This window comes from Halobellus sp. MBLA0158 (genome assembly GCF_041477585.1).
In the GTDB taxonomy this organism is placed as follows: domain Archaea; phylum Halobacteriota; class Halobacteria; order Halobacteriales; family Haloferacaceae; genus Haloquadratum; species Haloquadratum rubicundus.
In genome coordinates this window covers 3,009,941-3,026,403 of record NZ_JBGNYA010000001.1, presented here as the reverse complement: position 1 = coordinate 3,026,403, position 16,463 = coordinate 3,009,941, and the positions used below count along the sequence as shown (strand labels likewise).

The 16,463-nt window shown below is 68.7% G+C and carries 13 protein-coding genes; 11 read left to right on the top strand and 2 right to left on the bottom strand.

What is annotated here, in order from left to right:
- Positions 1-3 precede the first annotated feature (3 nt).
- Positions 4-912 carry an MBL fold metallo-hydrolase gene (locus OS889_RS15405; RefSeq protein WP_372391303.1) on the bottom strand — a complete coding sequence of 303 codons (909 nt, stop codon included), beginning with the start codon at positions 910-912 and terminating at the stop codon, positions 4-6.
- Positions 913-1,022: 110 nt separating this feature from the next.
- Between OS889_RS15405 and OS889_RS15400 the strand changes: the two genes are divergently transcribed.
- Complete coding sequence (locus OS889_RS15400; RefSeq protein ID WP_372391300.1) at positions 1,023-1,421, top strand: DUF5778 family protein; 399 nt, start codon at positions 1,023-1,025, stop codon at positions 1,419-1,421.
- Between the two features lie 64 nt (positions 1,422-1,485).
- Positions 1,486-2,397: a methyl-accepting chemotaxis protein gene (locus tag OS889_RS15395; protein WP_372391298.1), complete on the top strand. Its 912-nt coding sequence runs from the start codon at positions 1,486-1,488 to the stop codon at positions 2,395-2,397.
- A 9-nt stretch (positions 2,398-2,406) separates the two neighbouring features.
- Here OS889_RS15395 and OS889_RS15390 read toward each other — a convergent pair whose 3' ends face one another.
- A complete protein-coding gene (locus OS889_RS15390) occupies positions 2,407-4,176 on the bottom strand; it encodes a nitrite/sulfite reductase (protein ID WP_372391295.1) in 1,770 nt (589 codons plus the stop codon).
- A 497-nt stretch (positions 4,177-4,673) separates the two neighbouring features.
- Here OS889_RS15390 and nasA (OS889_RS15385) point away from each other — a divergent pair, with 497 nt between their 5' ends.
- The 9 genes from nasA (OS889_RS15385) (at position 4,674) to lwrS (ending at position 16,446) form a co-directional block, all read left to right on the top strand.
- Positions 4,674-6,788 carry an assimilatory nitrate reductase NasA gene (nasA, locus tag OS889_RS15385; protein ID WP_372391292.1) on the top strand — a complete coding sequence of 705 codons (2,115 nt, stop codon included), beginning with the start codon at positions 4,674-4,676 and terminating at the stop codon, positions 6,786-6,788.
- 238 nt (positions 6,789-7,026) lie between these two features.
- Entirely contained in the window at positions 7,027-9,132 is a 2,106-nt protein-coding gene (gene nasA, locus OS889_RS15380; protein WP_372391290.1) for an assimilatory nitrate reductase NasA, read from the top strand.
- 495 nt (positions 9,133-9,627) lie between these two features.
- Entirely contained in the window at positions 9,628-10,926 is a 1,299-nt protein-coding gene (locus tag OS889_RS15375; RefSeq protein ID WP_372391644.1) for an MFS transporter, read from the top strand.
- 167 nt (positions 10,927-11,093) lie between these two features.
- Positions 11,094-12,476: an MEDS domain-containing protein gene (locus OS889_RS15370; RefSeq protein ID WP_372391287.1), complete on the top strand. Its 1,383-nt coding sequence runs from the start codon at positions 11,094-11,096 to the stop codon at positions 12,474-12,476.
- Positions 12,477-12,540: 64 nt separating this feature from the next.
- Positions 12,541-13,608 carry a siroheme decarboxylase subunit beta gene (gene ahbB / locus OS889_RS15365; RefSeq protein WP_372391285.1) on the top strand — a complete coding sequence of 356 codons (1,068 nt, stop codon included), beginning with the start codon at positions 12,541-12,543 and terminating at the stop codon, positions 13,606-13,608.
- A gap of 82 nt (positions 13,609-13,690) precedes the next feature.
- The gene (locus tag OS889_RS15360) at positions 13,691-14,395 is read left to right on the top strand and encodes a precorrin-2 dehydrogenase/sirohydrochlorin ferrochelatase family protein (protein WP_372391283.1); all 705 of its coding nucleotides are present in this window, start codon (positions 13,691-13,693) and stop codon (positions 14,393-14,395) included.
- Entirely contained in the window at positions 14,380-15,723 is a 1,344-nt protein-coding gene (gene hemA / locus OS889_RS15355; RefSeq protein WP_372391281.1) for a glutamyl-tRNA reductase, read from the top strand. Before OS889_RS15360 ends, hemA begins: the two co-directional genes overlap by 16 nt.
- A 70-nt stretch (positions 15,724-15,793) precedes the next feature.
- Positions 15,794-16,069: a 4a-hydroxytetrahydrobiopterin dehydratase gene (locus tag OS889_RS15350; RefSeq protein ID WP_372391279.1), complete on the top strand. Its 276-nt coding sequence runs from the start codon at positions 15,794-15,796 to the stop codon at positions 16,067-16,069.
- Positions 16,070-16,074: 5 nt separating this feature from the next.
- Entirely contained in the window at positions 16,075-16,446 is a 372-nt protein-coding gene (gene lwrS, locus OS889_RS15345; RefSeq protein ID WP_372391277.1) for an LWR-salt protein, read from the top strand.
- Positions 16,447-16,463: the final 17 nt, after the last annotated feature.

Genomic DNA, 16,463 nt, shown 5'->3' with positions numbered 1-16,463 from the left:
CTCTCACGCCGCGTCGCGGTCGAGCGCGACGAGCACGCCGCTCGCGTTCAGCCGCTCTTCCGCGCGGGCCTTGCGCTCGCCCCAGACCTCGACCATCTCCGAGTGGTCGGCGAAGTGTTCGATCACGGCCTCGTCGTCGCCGAGCTCGTCGCGCTTCTGCCGGACGGCCTCGACCCACTCGACGAGCGCGCGCTTGTACTCCTCCATCAGGTCGGGGTCGTACGCCCGCGGCCCGAAGTGGCCGAAACAGAGCGTCGCGGGCGCGAGGTCCTCGATCGTCCGGACGTCCGCCAGACAGCCCTCCAGGTCGAACTGCGGCGGCGGGGTCGTCTGCCGCACCGTATCGCGCTGGGGGACGTAGATCCCGGCGGCGTCGCCGGTGAAGAGCAGGTCGTCCCGCGAGTCGTGGAAGACCACCTGGTGGGGCGCGTGCCCCGGCGCCTCGATGACCGAGAGGGTCCGGTCGCCGAGGTCGATCTCGTCGCCGTCCGCGAGCCCCTCGATCCGGGCGTCGGGCACGGGCTCGGGCTCCGCGTAGTACTCCCACATCTCGCCGACGGCCTCCTTCGTCCCGGCGACGAGGCGCTCGGGGTCGACGAGGTGGGGCGCGCCGACCTCGTGGGTCCGCACGGTCGCGTTCGGACACGCCGCCGCGAGGTAGCCCGCCCCGCCCGCGTGGTCCAGGTGCGCGTGCGTCGGGAGGACGTGCCGGACGGCCTCCCGGTCGATGTCGAGTTCGTCGAGCGCGTCCAGGAGGTGCTCGCGGTTGCGTCCGAGCCCGGTGTCGATGAAGGCGGGCTCGTCGGCGTCGATTACGTAGACCGCGCCGTGTCGCGGAACCCCGTGCGTGCCGACGTCGACGTAGTAGACGTCCTCGGCGCCGTTGACGGGGGAGAGATCGCCGATAGCCATAGCGGATCCGCGACGCGCGGCGAAAAAAGCGTTCCGTCCCGCGGGCCGAGAGACACGACGGCCGCGACGGAAACCGCCACCCGTTTATCACGCCGGTTCGAGGGTCGGGTATGAGCGAGACACTCGACGAGGACCTCTACCAGCGGACGCTGCAACTCCTCGAACCCGGCGAGATCGAACTCGTCGGTGCGATCGTCCACACCGACCTCGGGAGCGACGAGGACCTGGAGATGCACGAGCTCACGGTGACGGTCAACGACGTGATCGCCGACCACGCCGAAAAGGGCGAGACCTACATCTACGCCGGCAACGACACCGAGGACTTCGCCTCGAATCAGTTTCAGGGGCTCACCCTCGACGACGACTCGTTCGTCTGGGAGTGCCAACAGCTCCTCCGGGAGGGCACCTTCGACATCGTGTTCTACTACGAGGCCGGCCCCGACCAGGACGACCTGGCCGAGGACCTGGCGGCGATCGACCACGTCGACCGCGTGACGGCCGTCCCCTGACCGAGTATCGGATCTGATACTCGGGGCCAGTGCGCTTTTCACCGGCCCGGGCGTCGACCCAGGCGTGTCTCGTCCCCAATCGCACGCGAACGCCGCCACCGACGCGGCGACGGCTCACGGACAGGAAGACGTCGAAGACGCGGCTCACGCCATCGAGGAGTTACAGCACACCTCCGACGACATCGCCTCGCGCACCGAGGAGATCGCGATGCTCTTGCGGGAGCAGGCCGACGGGATGGCCGAGGTCCAGGGCGAAGTATCGGACATGAGTGCGGCGGTCGAAGAGATCGCCTCCTCGGCCGAGGAGGTCGCGAGCGAGGGCGAGCAGGTGAATCAGCTCGCCTCCGAGGGCCGGAGCGCCGCGCGCGAGACCCGCACGGCGATGGACCGGATCGACGACTCCGCCGCGGAGCTCGACGACCGCGTCCGCGCGATCGAAGACAGCGTCGAGGCGATCGACGAGATGGTCGCGGTGATAAACGACATCGCCGACCAGACGAATCTGCTGGCGCTGAACGCCTCGATCGAGGCCGCCCGCGCGGGCGAGGCCGGCGACGGCTTCTCGGTCGTCGCCGAGGAGATCAAGTCGCTGGCCGAGAAGTCCCAGCACCGCGCCAACGACATCGAAGAGCTGGTCGACCGCATCCAAGAGGACACCGAGGAGGCCGTCGAGGAACTGGAAGAAAACGAGTCGGCCGTCGACGAGGGCCGCGAGAAGGTCGAATCGACGCTGTCGCGCCTCGAAGACATCGACGACTCGATGGACGAACTGAGCGCCGGCATCGAGGAGGTCGCCCACGCGACCGACGAGCAGGCCGCGAGCACCGAGGAGATCGCGTCGATGGTCGACCAGACCGCCTCGAACGCCGAGGAGATCAGCGAGGAGACAGACGGCATAAGCGCCGCCGTCGAAGAGCAGGCCGCGATGGTCGCCGACGTCAACGACGGGTTCCGGCAGCTGCTCGACGACGCCTGATCGGTCGGGTCAGTCGTCGGCCGACATCGGCTCGCCGCCAGCGTCGGTCGGCGCCGGGCTCTCGCCCTCCGCGAAGGGGTACCACGACTGCTTTGCGTCGTACAGACAAGGGTCCTCGTAGTCGGTCTCTTCGGGCTCGGCGAACTCGACGAGCGCCTCCTCGCCGGTGGCCTCGACCCACTCGCGGAAGGTCTGTCCCGCCTCGCGGTTGGCCGCGAACGCTTCGAGGAGGTTCCGCAGGAGGCCGGGGACCTCGTCGGCCGGCACCCGCTGGCGGATCCACTCCACGAACGAGGGCTCCGTGCCGATGCCGCCGCCGACGCCGACGTCGAGCGCCTCGACCATCTCGCCGTTCTTCCGGGCGCGCATTCCCTGCAGCCCGATGTCGGCGGTCAGCGCCTGGCCGCAGTCGGCGGTACAGCCCGAGTAGTGCATCTTGATCTGCTGGACGTCGTCCGGCAGGTCGACGTTCGCGCGCAGCCAGCGGAGCGTCGCCGCCATCCGCGCCTTCGTCTCGGTCAGCGCGAGCGAGCAGAACTCCGTGCCCGTGCAGGCCATCGCGCCGCGGGTGAAGACGTTCGGGTCCGGGCTGTGGGTGTCGAGCAGGGACGCATCGAGGAGCTCGTCCAGTTCCCCCTCAGGCACGTCCATAATCAGGGGGTTCTGCCGCCGGGTGAGCCGGACCGCGCCGGAGCCGTGTTCGTCGGCGAGGTCCGCGAGCTCGATCGTCTCCGCGGCGGTCAGCCGGCCGATCGGCACCGACAGGCCGACGTAGTACTTGCCGTCGTTCTGCTCGTGGACGCCGACGTGGTCGTGCTTGCCCGCCTCGGGGGACCTGCCCGCGTTGTAGGTGTACTCCTCGCGGAGGTTCGTCCCCGCCTCGCGCAGCTCGAAGTCGACGTACTCGGCCTGGAGCAGGTCGCGGATCTTCTCTGTGCCCCACTCGTCGACGAAGAACCGGCTCCGGTTCTTCTGTCTGTTCTCGCGGTTGCCGTGCTCGTGGTAGAGTTCGACGAATCCGCGGACCACGTCGTAGGCGCGGTCGGGTTCGACGAAGACGTCGAGGCTCCGCGCCCGGCGGGGCTCGCGGCCGCCCAGGCCGCCGCCGACGCGGACGTTGAAGCCGCGGACCGCCTCGCCGTCGATCGTCTTCTCGGCGGGTTCGAGGCCGATGCCGTTGATCGAGTCCTGGGCACAGCCCTCGCGGCAGCCCGTGACGCTGATGTTGAACTTCCGGGGCATATTCGCCAAGGAGTCGTCGCCGCGGAGCTTCTCGGAGATCTCGTCGAGGACCGACTGGGAGTCGACGAACTCGTGTTTGTCCCGCCCGGCGACGGGACAGCCCGAGATGTTCCGCATCGTGTCGCCACCGGCGGACCGCGAGCTCACGCCGACGGCCTCCAGCTTCTCCCAGATCTCGGGGATGTCCTCCAGTTTCAGCCAGTGGAGCTGGACGGACTGACGCGTCGTGAGGTCGATCCACGCGTCGCCGAACTCGGGGTTCGAGGCCGGGCCGCGGGCGTAGTCCCGCGCGACCTCACCGATCGCCCGGAGCTGGCCGGGTTCGAGCACGCCGTTCGTGTTGGCCAGCCGTATCATGAAGTAGCTCTCCTGGCCCGACCGCTGGTGGAAGACCCCCCAGAACTTGAAGCGCGAGAACCACATCTCGCGCTCGTCTTCGGGGATCGAGTCCCAACCCTTCTCGGCGAACTTGATGATCTTCTCGCGGACCTCGTCGCCGTACATCCCCGCTTTCCACTCTTCCTTCTTGTTCGCCATCAGCGATCACCCGGAACGCGTTCCCGACAGCCTAATTCGATTAGAGTGTACGATTGCATTGTCTGTATGGATCTAGCTTTAGCTTCGGGGGTAAAATAGTACTCATTTAAAAAATACGGAAATTATGGAGAAAAAGGAGACGGACGGGAAACAGGGAGCGCATAGCGATATTATTTCCGAGATATAATCACGAAATTTTCTAATTCCAGAAATGGGGGCTTCGAAATTTCATCTGTCTACTCTGCGCCCCGATTTTCGACCAGGAAGGTCCTTCCACGCGAGCGTGTGCAGGTGCGCACGTTTGTCCATTTTTGATACAAAATCTGTTAATATTAGCTTCATCGAAAGATTATAGTCCATCATTGGGAAATCATTCGGCAACAGCACGAAACAATGAACGAAGGAACACACCTCCGCGACGGCCGCCGTGATCGGTCGGTCCCCGTAGCGGGCGGGGTCCGGAACCGGACACGGACGCCGGTGGCACGGGGCGACCGATGACCGAGTGGACGCCGACGACGTGTATGCGGTGTGCGGTCGGGTGCGGTCACCTCCAGCAGAGCGTGGACAACGGCTACGGGCTCGATACGGTCCGGGGCGACGCCAACCACCCGGTGAACCGCGGGCTGGCCTGTCAGCGGGGCGTCCGGGAGACGGCCGATCCCGACGGCGAGTGGCTCACCCGGCCGCTGGTCCGCGAGGACGGCAAGCTCGTCGCGACGACCTGGGAGGAGGCGCTCGATGTCGTGACCTCGCGGTTCGCCGAGGTTCTCGACCGCGACAGGAACGGCATCGCGGTGCTGGGGAGCGGCCAGCAGACGAACGAGGCGGCCTACGCGCTCGGGAAGGTCGCCCGCGGCGGCATCGGAACGCGGTATTACGACGCGAACACGACGCTGTGTATGGCGTCTGCGGTGACGGCGTACTACCAGGCGTTCGGCAGCGACGCCCCGCCGCCGACCTACGACGACATCCCCGAGGCCGAGACGCACCTCGTCTGGGGGGCGAACCCCGCGGCGGCCCACCCCGTGATGTACCGCTGGATCGTCGACAGCGCGGGCGACACCGACAGCGAACTGCTCGTGGTCGACCCCGTCGAGAGCGAGACCGTCGACGACGCGGACCACCACGTCCAGGTCGACCCCGGCACCGACCTCGCGTTCGCCCGGGCGGTCCTGGCGAGCGCGGTCGAGTCGGGCCTCGTCGACCGCGAGTTCGTCGAGGCGTCGACGACGGGCTTCGACGCGCTCCTCGATTCGCTCCCCGAGGTCGCGGCCGCGGCCGAGGTCGCCGGCGTCGACGTCGACGACGTGGAACGCGTCGCTGCGGCGCTCGCGGACCCGACCCTCGTCTATTGGGGGATGGGCGTCAATCAGAGCGTCCAGGGGACGAAGACGGCGCGGGCGCTGATCGACCTCTGCTTGGCAACCGGGAATATGGGTCCCGGAAGCGGCCCGTTCTCGCTCACGGGGCAAGCCAACTCGATGGGCACGCGGGTCTGCTCGTCGAAGGGGACCTGGCCGGGCCACCGTCCCTTTACCGACCCCGAACACCGCGAGACCGTCGCCGAGACCTGGGACGTGCCGGTCGACCGCCTCCCGGACGATCCGGGTCCCGGTCCCGTGGGGATCGTCGACGCCGTCGCCGACGGGCCGGTCGAGGCCTGCTGGACGGTCGCCACCAACCCGGTCGCGGGGATGCCCGACGCCGACGACGTCCGCGAGGCGCTCTCGGAGACGTTCCTGGTGGCTCAGGACGCCTTCCACACCGAGACCGTCGAGGTCGCGGACGTGGTGCTGCCGGCCGCGACGTGGGGCGAGTCCGCGGGGACGACCACGAACATGGAGCGGACGGTCTCGCGGGTCCGCGCGGCGACCGAGGTGCCGCCGAAGATCAAGCAGGACCTCGACATCATCGCGACGATCGGCAATCGGCTCGCGCCGGACCTCTTCGCACAGCCGCCGCTCGATCCCGAGTCGATCTTCGACGAGCTCCGCGACCTGACCGCGGGAACGCCCGCGGACCTCTCGGGCATCTCTTACGACCGCCTGGACGCGGAGCTGGCGGTCCGCTGGCCCGCGCCCGAGCCCGACGTCCAGGGCGGCTATCGCTACCACAGCGACGACGGCTGGGCGTTCCCGACCTCCTCGGGCCGCGCACGGTTCTCGACGGGCACCCACGACGGGCTCGCCGAACCGACCGACGAGTCGTATCCGCTCACGCTCACGACCGGCCGGACCCCCGACGCGTACAACACCGGCGTCCGGACGCGGAACGGGAAGACCGACGAGTCGCCGGTCGCGCGCATCCACCCGGAGACGACGCTGGACAATATGGAGGCCTTGGACCGCGGCCGGACCGTCCTGACCTCGCGGCGGGCCTCGGTCACGGTGACGGTCCAGCCCGACGACGGGATCCCGCCCGGGATGGTGTGGCTCCCGATCCACCACCCGGCGGTGAACGCGCTCACGCTCCCGGCGGTCGACCCGCAGTCGGACGAGCCGAACTTCAAGCAGTGCGCCGTGACGATGCAGGTGCCCGGCCGCTCGGCGCCGCTCATCGATCAGGGGATCTCCGTCCCGGACGACCCCACGCGCATCGATAGCGACTGATAGTGACTACGCTCGTCTCTCACGCCGAACGACCCCCGATGACGGCGTTCGGCGGTAAGAGACGAGAGTACTCACTATGACGCGCCGTTCGGCCTCGAATCTGTATAATGAATATAAGCCGAGCAAAGATGGTTATACGAACCGTTATTTACCGCGCACATTTTGAACGGACAACTGACTCCCCGAACGATGTCCGAACGTTCGCAAACCACTTCAGCGAGACGACCCGTGAGCACCGATGAGTGACTGGCATCCGACGACGTGTATGCGGTGTGCCGTCGGCTGCGGTTACCTCCAGCGGAACGGAACCGACGGCGTCGGCGTCGCGGAAGCCCGTGGCAACCCCGACCATCCGACGAACGAGGGCCTCAAGTGCCAGCGCGGCGTCCGTGAGACGGTCGATCCGGACGGCGAGCGCCTGACCGAGCCGCTGATCCGCCGCGGCGGCGAGCTCCAGCCGACCGACTGGGACACGGCCCTCGGCGTCGTCACGACGCGGCTCATCGAGGCGCTCCGGGACGATCCGGACAACGTCGCCGTGCTGGGGAGCGGCCAGCAGACGAACGAGGCGGCCTACGCGCTCGGGAAGGTCGCCCGCGGGGCGTTCGGGACGCGGTACTACGACGCGAACACGACGCTGTGTATGGCGTCGGCGGTGACGGCGTACTACCAGGCGTTCGGCAGCGACGCCCCGCCGCCGACCTACGACGACATCCCGCGGGCGACCTCCCACGTCGTCTGGGGGGCGAACCCGTCGGTGGCCCACCCCGTGTTGCACCGCTGGATCGCCAACAGCGCCGACGAGGACGGGCGGCTCGTCGTCGTCGACCCCGTCACGACGCGGACGGCCAGCGAGGCCGACACGCACGTCCGACCCGAGCCCGGGACCGACCTCGCCCTGGCGCGGGCGGTCCTGGCGTATCTGGTCGACGAGGACGGAGTCGACGAGTCGTTCCTCGATCACACAGAGGGCTTCGAGGAGACCGTCGAGGCGCTCCCCGAGGTCGAGGCCGCGGCCGAGGTCGCCGGCGTCGACGTCGACGACGTCGCGGCGATCGCGGACGCGTTCGCGGACCCGACGCTCGTCTACTGGGGGATGGGCGTCAATCAGAACATCCAGGGGACGGCCACGGCGCGGGCGCTGATCGATCTCTGTCTGGCGACCGGGAATATGGGTCCTGGCAGCGGCCCCTTCTCGCTCACGGGCCAGGCCAATTCGATGGGCAACCGCGTCTGTGCGTCGAAGGGGACCTGGCCGGGCCACCGCGAGTTCGAGGACCCGGCGAGCCGCGAGCTCGTCGCCGAGACGTGGGACGTCCCGCTGAGCCGACTCCCGACGTCGGCGGGGCCGGGCTTCGTCCGGATCGTGGACGAACTCGCCCGCGACAACATCGACGTCTGCTGGGCCGTCGCCACGAACCCCGCGGCCGGGATGCCCGACGCGGGCCACGTCAGGACCGCCCTCGACGACGCCTTCGTCGTCGTCCAGGACGCCTTCCGCTCGGACACGGTCGAGTGCGCCGACGTGGTGCTGCCGGCGGCGACGTGGGGCGAGTCCGAGGGGACGACCACGAATATGGAGCGCCGCATCTCCCGGGTCACCGCCGTCTCGGACCCGCCAGGGTCGGCACGGACCGATCTGGACGTCATCGCGGCGATCGGCAACCGCATCCACCCGGACCTGTTCGCGGAGCCGCCGCTTGCCCCCGAGACGATCTTCGACGAGATCCGCGACCTGACCGAGGGGACCCCCGCGGACCTCTCGGGGATCACCTACGACCGGCTGGACGAGGAGTACGCGGTCCGCTGGCCCGCGCCCGACACCGAGGGCCAGGGGGAGTACCGGTACTACGACGGCGAGGACTGGTCGTTCTACACGGAATCGGGCCGGGCGCAGTTCTCGACGGCCACCCACAGCACTCTCCCGGAACCCATCGACGACGAGTACCCGCTCACGCTCACGACCGGGCGGAGCTCCGACGTCTACAACACGGGGGTCCGGACCCGCAACGGGGAGGACAGCGCGGTGCCGACCGCGCGGATGCACCCCGAGACGATCGCCCAGTGGCTCCCGGCGTTCGACCGGGCGCGGACCGTCCTCGAATCCCGGCGCGCCGAGGTCGTCGTCGAGGTCGTCCCGAACGAGGGCATCCCGCCCGGCGTCGTCTGGCTCCCAATCCACAACGCGGCCGCCAATCGGCTCACCCTGTCTGCGGTCGATCCCGAGTCGGCGGAGCCGAACCTGAAACAGTGCGCCGTGACGATCGGCGCGCCCGAGAACTGCCGGTCCGACTCGGGCGCCGAGGCGTCCTTCGGGGCCGGCCCGGTCCCGACCTCGCAGTAACGCGAGCCGCGCCACACGCTGTTTTTTCGATTGCACTCCGTCGGTGATTCTCTTCCGTGAGCAGTATCCCATACAGTCACCGCCGTCGAACGCACGGCTGAAAACAACAATAATTATAATTATTTCGCCAACGCACTATTGATGTTCTAATGAATACCGGGAGAAATGTGCAGACAATTTTAATTCAGGTTTGGAAAATATGAAATATACTCGTCTCGACGCCCTTCTTCGCATTGTCATCCGCACTGCTCGATAGATGTCCATTTGTTCACCGAATATCTTATAAATATAGCAACTATGTCGTCTAAGCGTGATAAATTCAAAATCAAGAAGAAATCAGTTCGCATCGGTGCCTGATCGGACACCCGATCGGGCGAAACGGTCGACGATCCGCCGCCCGACGCGGCACTTCGCCGGCGACCGGTCCCGGATCGACGGGTCGGCCGCGCGGCTCCCACAGCACGGGGGTGGTGCCGTATGAAGAGCCCGATCAAGATGACGAAGTACCGGACGCTGCTGCTCGCGACGGTCGGGTTCAACTTCTCGTTCCTGATCTGGTTCTCGTTCGCGCCGTTCACGGGGCCGATCGCCGACGAGTTCGGTCTCTCGCTGGCCGAGATCGGCGTGCTGGCGAGCGCGGCGATCTGGCTCGCGCCGTTCGGCCGGATCCTCACCGGGTGGCTCTCCGACAAGTTCGGGGCGCCGACCGTCTTCGCGATCGTGCTGGCGTACGTCGGCGTCTTCTCGATGTGGAGCGCCTTCGCGGAGTCGTACTCGGTCTTCTTCGGGACGCGCCTGATCGTCGCGACCGCGGGGATCACGTTCGTCATCGGCATCCAGCACGTCTCCGAGTGGTTCGAAGAGGAGGAACTCGGCACCGCCGAGGGCATCTACGCCGGCATCGGGAACGCGGGCGCCGCGGGCGGCGCGCTGATCCTGCCGCGGGTGTTCCCGACGGGCTGGGCCGGCCCGCTGTTCGACACGAGCTGGCGCGCCGCGTTCTTCTACACCGGCGTCGTCGCCATCGGGCTCGCCGTCGTCTACTTCGTCTTCGGCGAGGCCGCAAAGAGCGAGGCCAAGCGCCAGGCGACGAAGGACAGCGCCAGCATCAGGGAGTGGCTCTACACGGCCACGCGGTACGGGACGCTCGTCCTCGCGCTGGCCTACGTGATGACCTTCGGCCTGGAGCTGTCGATGAACGGGTGGCTGGCCACCTACTACCGCGAGGGCTTCAACACCCAGAACCTCGTGTTGGCGTCGACGTTCGCGGCGACCTTCTCGGTCGCCGCCGGGCTGCTCCGGCCGATCGGCGGGTATATGAGCGACCGGCTGGCGCGGAACGAGCGCGACATCCTCCCGTTCTTCACGGGCCGGTACCGCGAGCAGTGGACGTTCGTCTCGCTGTGCTTCGTCGTCCTGATGATGTTCGCGATGACGCTCGCCGGCCTGAGCGGGCAGGTGCTGCTGGCGGTCGGGACCGGCTTCCTCGTGGGGATGGGCTGTGCCTTCGCCGAGGGCGCGATCTTCGCACAGGTCCCCGCGATGTTCCCGGACAGCTCCGGTGCCGTGGCCGGCGTCGTCGGCGGCGTCGGCACCGTCGGCGGGATCGTCTACCCGCTCGTCTACTCCGCGCCGTTCCTCGCGAACCTCCATCTCGGCTACTCGATCGTCGCGGTCTCGATGATCCCGATCGTCCTGCTCGCGGCGTGGGTCTTCCAGCCGCACCGCGCCGAGCGGGCGACCGACGACGGGGTCGTCACGCGGAAGAGTTCGGTCGTGACGTCCGACGACTGATGACTGACGACTGAGGAGGGCCGCCGCGACCCCGTTCCGGCGCTCACCGCACCGACCGCGGTGACAACGGGGAACAACCGCGCCGGGCCAGTACGCCGTGGAGGTCGCGGGCGCGAGCGCCCGCTCGACGGCAAAGATAGATGTGACTCCGGTGCAACGGGTCGTGTATGGGGTCTAACGCGGCGGGGGCCTGGGCGGAGGACCGCACGCCGGAACTATCGCCGGAGGCGGTCCTCCCGGAGTTCCTCGGACAGGACCTCCCCCGTCACCTCGCGCTGTTTTACCACTCCGTCGAGGCCCAGCTCGCGACCTGCGCCGCCTTCGCGAAGCGCGAGCTCGACGACGGCCGGCGCGTCCTCTACCTGTACGACGAGAACGATCCGACCGAGATCGCGGCGGCCCTCCGGATGATCGACATCGACGTCGAGCGGCGTCGGGACGCGGGCGACCTCCTGATCGAGGACGCCAGTGAGGTATATCTCGACGAGGGATTCGACCCCGACCGGATGATCGACTCGCTCCAGGCGGCCACCCGCGACGCGGTCGCGGACGGCTACGGGGGGCTCGCGGTCGCCGGGGAGAACACGTGGTGTTTCCACACCGACTCCTCCTTCGATCACATCCTGGAGTTCGAGGCCGACTTCGACGCCCGCGCGCCCGAACTGCCCGTCAGGGCGATGTGCCAGTACGACCTCGCGCGGTTCGATCCGGAGTCGGTATCGAAGGCCCTGTGGACGCACGAGCACATCGTCTACCGGGGCCGGATCTGCGAGAACCCCTTCTACGTGCCGCCGAGCGAGTTCCGCGCGTCGAAGTCCGACCAGTCGGAGGCGGAACTGCTGCTGGAACAGACCTACAGCCTGGCGCAGGCGCGGCGGGAGGTCGGCCGCCGCCGACAGCGCATCGAGGTGCTGAACCGGACGCTGCGGCACAACATCCGCAACGAGATCAACGTCGTCCTCGGCTATCTCGGCGACGTCCTCCATCGCCCCGAGGAGGCCCTCTCGGAGTCCGACCGCCAGCGGATCAAGACCGCGCGGCGGTACGCCGAGAACATCTCCCGGACCTCCGAGAAGGCCCGGTACGTCGAACAGACGCTCTCGGGGGACGAACTGGAGCCGTTCGACCTCGGGCGGGTCGTCGACGAGGTCACGGACGAACTGTCCGAGCGGTACCCCGACGCCGGGATCACGACCGCCGTCGACGAGCCGTGGACGGTGATCGCGGACGAGGACCTCCCGCGGGCGGTCGAGGAACTGATCGAAAACGCAGTTCGTCACCAGGGCCGCACGCCGCCGTCGGTGTCGGTCTCGGTGCGGCGCCGCGGCGACGCCGTCGCGATCGACGTCGTGAACCCCGGCGAGCCGATCCCCGAGGACGACCAGCGGGCGCTCCGGCGGGGCCGCGAGACCTCGCTCCTGCACGGCCGCGGGATCGGGCTCTGGATGGTGAAGTGGATCACCGAGAACTCCAACGGATCGCTCGCGTTTCCGCAGGGCGAAGACGAGTGCCGGGTCCGCATCGAACTCCCCGCGTCGTCCGTCGTCTGACCCGTCGGCGTCCTAATCGGACGCCTCCGAGACGCTTATCCTCGCGCGACCCCGAACGATCGCTATGAGCGACACAGCCGGAGAGGCGGCGCTGTCGGACCTCGACCGCGCCGTCATCAACGCGTTCCAGGGCGGCTTTCCGGTCGTCGAGCGGCCGTTCGAGCCGGCCGCGGCCGCCCTCCGCGAGCGCGAGATCGACGTGACCGCGGACGAGCTCGTCGAGCGCGTCCGCGACCTCGACGAGGCGGGCACGCTGAGCCGCTTCGGGGCGCTCGTGAACGCCGAGGAGATCGGCGGGACCGCGACGCTCGTCGCGATGCACGCGCCCGAAGAGCGCTTCGAGGAGGTCGCCGAGGCGGTCAACGCCCACCGGGAGGTCGCGCACAACTACGAGCGCGAGCACCCGCACCTGAATATGTGGTTCGTCGTCAGCGTCGCCGACGAAGATCGAGTCGAGGAAGTCCTCGCCGAGATCGAGGCCGAGACCGGCCAGGAGACGTACAATCTGCCGAAGCAGGAGGAGTTTCGGGTCGAGGCGAAGTTCCTGGTCGACGGGCCGATCGCCGACGGCGACGTCGACCGCTCGGATCTCGGGCCCGACGTGACGCCCGAAGAGAGAAAGACCCTGACGCCGGCCGAGCGCGACCTCGTCGTCGAGATCCAGGGTGGACTGCCGATCACGGCGACGCCGTACGCGGACGTCGCCGACGCGATCGGCCAGGACACCGAGTGGGTCGTCGAGACGATAAAGCGCTTCGAGCGCGAGGGGAAGGTCCGCCGGGTCGGCGTCGTCCCGAACCACTACGCGCTCGGCTACACGGAAAACGGGATGACCGTCTGGGACGTCCCCGACGACCGCCTCGCGACGGTCGGTCCCGCCGTGGCGTCGCTGCCCTTCGTCACCCACTGCTACCACCGGCCGCGACACGAGGGCGTCTGGCCGTACAACTTCTTCGCGATGACCCACGGGCGCTCCGAGGCGGAGAGCGACCGCCGTATCGAGCGGGTGCGCGAGACGATGGAAGCGCACTGGGACGTCGACGACGGCGACTGGGACACGCTGTTCTCGACGCGAATCTTGAAGAAGACGGGCATCCGTCTGGACGAACGCGCGGCGGCCAACACCGAGTGATCCGGAACAGCCCGGGCCGACGTGGGCGCCCCCGACGACGGGGCGGGAGTGCGAGCGGACGAAGACGCGGACGATCCACGCGATGATCCCCCTGTACCACGACTTCACCGGCGAGACGGTGCTGGTCTTCGGCGGCGGCTCAGTCGGCGCGCGGAAGGCGCGTCGCTTCGCCGCGGAGGCGCGAGTCGTCGTCGTCAGTCCCGACTTCGCCGACGCCGACTTCGGCGGCGCGGAGTTGGTTCGCGCTCTCCCGGATCCGGACGACGTCCCCGCGTGGTTCGACCGGACGGAGCCCGCGCTCGTCGTCGCCGCGACCGACAGCGAGCGCGTGAACGATGCCGTCGCCGCGGCGAGTCGGGAACGCGGCGTCCTCCTCAACCGCGCCGACCGGAGCGCGAGCGTCGACGGCGACGAAGGGAACGCGGAATCGGCGGCCGCGGTCGACGACGACGGTCACCGCGACGTCGTCGTGCCCGCGACGGTCGAGGACGGCGACGTCCGGGTCGCGATCTCGACCGGCGGGCGGAGCCCCGCGCTCGCGAAGCACCTCCGCGAGCGGATCGAAGACGAGATCGACGGCGCGGAGGCGATGGCCGAACTGACGGCGGACCTGCGGCGGGAGCTACGCGCTTCCGACCTCGATCCGGCGACGCGTCGTGATGCGATTCGGGCGGTTGTGAGAGACCCGGAAGTTTGGAAGGCTTTACGTACGGGGGCGTCCAATCCCCGCCAAGAGGCGACACGCGTGATACGGAACACGGGGGGTGACCGATGGAAACCGGAGTGATCTGTGGCGCTCGTGTGTCGCACGACAGGGCTAGCGTCGACCAGATCGAAGCCGCGGCGGGCGAGGACGTCCGCACGGTGATCGAGGATCTGTTGAGTCGCGACGGCGTCAGCGAGGCGTTCGCCATCCAGACGTGCAACCGCGCCGAGGTCTACGTCGTCGCCGACAGCGTCGCCGCCGGGCGGCGCGCGCTCGCCCCGTTCGAATCGAGCGTCGACGACGACGTGGTCGTCGAGACGGGCCACGAGGAGAGCCTCGTCCACCTGATGCGCGTCGCCGCGGGGCTTGAGTCGCTCGTCCTCGGCGAGGACCAGATCCTCGGCCAGTTCAAGCGCGCGGTCGAGACCGCCCGGGGACTCGGCGCCCTCGGTCCGATCCTGGAGACCGGGCTGACCAAGGCCGTCCACGTCGGCGAGCGCGCCCGGACCGAGACCGAGATCAACGAGGGCGTGACCTCGATCGGCTCGGCGGCCGTCCGGCTGGTCGAGACGGAGGCCGACCTCGTGGGCGCGACCGCGCTCGTCGTCGGCGCCGGCGAGATGGGCAAGCTCACCGCCGAGGCGCTGGCCGACGCGGGCGTGGCCGAACTGATCGTCGCCAACCGCACGGTGCCGCACGCCGAGCACCTCGCGGAGACGGTCGACACCGAGGCCCGCGCGATCCCGATCGACGGCGTCGGCGACGTCCTGCCGGACGCGACGATCGTCGTCACCGCGACGAGCCACCCCGAGTACCTCCTCGACTCCGGGGACGTCGACGGCGCGGGCGAGACGCTGCTCATCGACCTCGCCCAGCCGCGCGACGTCGACCCCGACGCCGCGACCGTCGACGAGGTCGTCGTCCACGACATCGACGCCCTGGAGTCGGTCACAGAGGAGACCCGCGAGATCAGACAGGACGCCGCCGAGGCGGTCGAAGCGATGATCGACGAGGAGTTCGACCGGCTGCTCGACGCCTACAAGCGCCGGCAGGCAGACGAGGCGATCAGCACGATGTACGAGGCCGCAGAGCGGGTGAAGTCCCGGGAGGTCGAGACGGCCCTCTCGCGGCTCGAAGCGCACTCCGACGGCGACCTCTCCGAGGAGGAACGCGAGATCGTCGAGTCGATGGCGGACGCGCTCGTCGGACAGCTGCTCTCGGCGCCGACGAAGAGCCTCCGCGAGGCCGCCGTCGAGGACGACTGGTCGACGATCCAGACGGCGATGGCGCTCTTCAACCCCGAGTTCGGCGACGCTCCGACCGGCCGTACGGGTGCCGGATCGAACGACCCCGAGCGCGGCGACTCCGAGGTCCCGCAGTACGTTCTCGAGAGCATCTCCGACGACTGACGCCGCCGGTTCTGCCGGCGTGGTCGATCCGAGGCGAAACGTTATCCGCCCGGCGAGAGACACCCCCGGTATGGCCGAGCTACTCTCAGACGACGAGATCCGGACGCGACTCCCCGGCGAGTGGGAGCGCGACGGCGACGAGATCGTCCGAACCTACGAGTTCGACGACTACCTCTCGGGCATCGCCTTCGTCACCCAGGTCGGCGAGGTCGCCGAAGAGGAGTTCCACCACCCGGAGATCCGCGTGGGCTACAAGGAGGTCGAGGTGCGCCTGACGAGCCACGAGGAGGGCGGGATCACCGGCCAGGACATCCGACTGGCGAACCTCTTCGACGCCGAGTACTGACGCGCGTGCGCGCCGCGTACGTCTTCCGCGTCACGGTCCGTCTGCGGGCCCGCGACGACGTGGCCGTCACCCCCGCGACCGTCGAGACGGTCGCCGAGGTCGAGGCCGCCGACCCCGGCGAGGAGGGCTGGCTGCTCTTCCGCGACGCGCTCTGGCGCGGCGAGGTGAACGACGAGGCGCACGCTCGCGATCTGGCCGAATCGTGGGTCGCGGCGCCGGTCGAGCGTGTGAATTTCAGCGAGCTCCGCCTCGACGAGGCGTACCGGACGGCGCTGGCGGACGCCATCGAGTCCCAACCCGAGGCGTTCGGCGGCGACGGCCCCCGCGAGGTGCTTCACCGGCACCTCGGCTCCAGTCTGCGAGTCATCGACGGGTGAGTCGCGATGGCGAACAG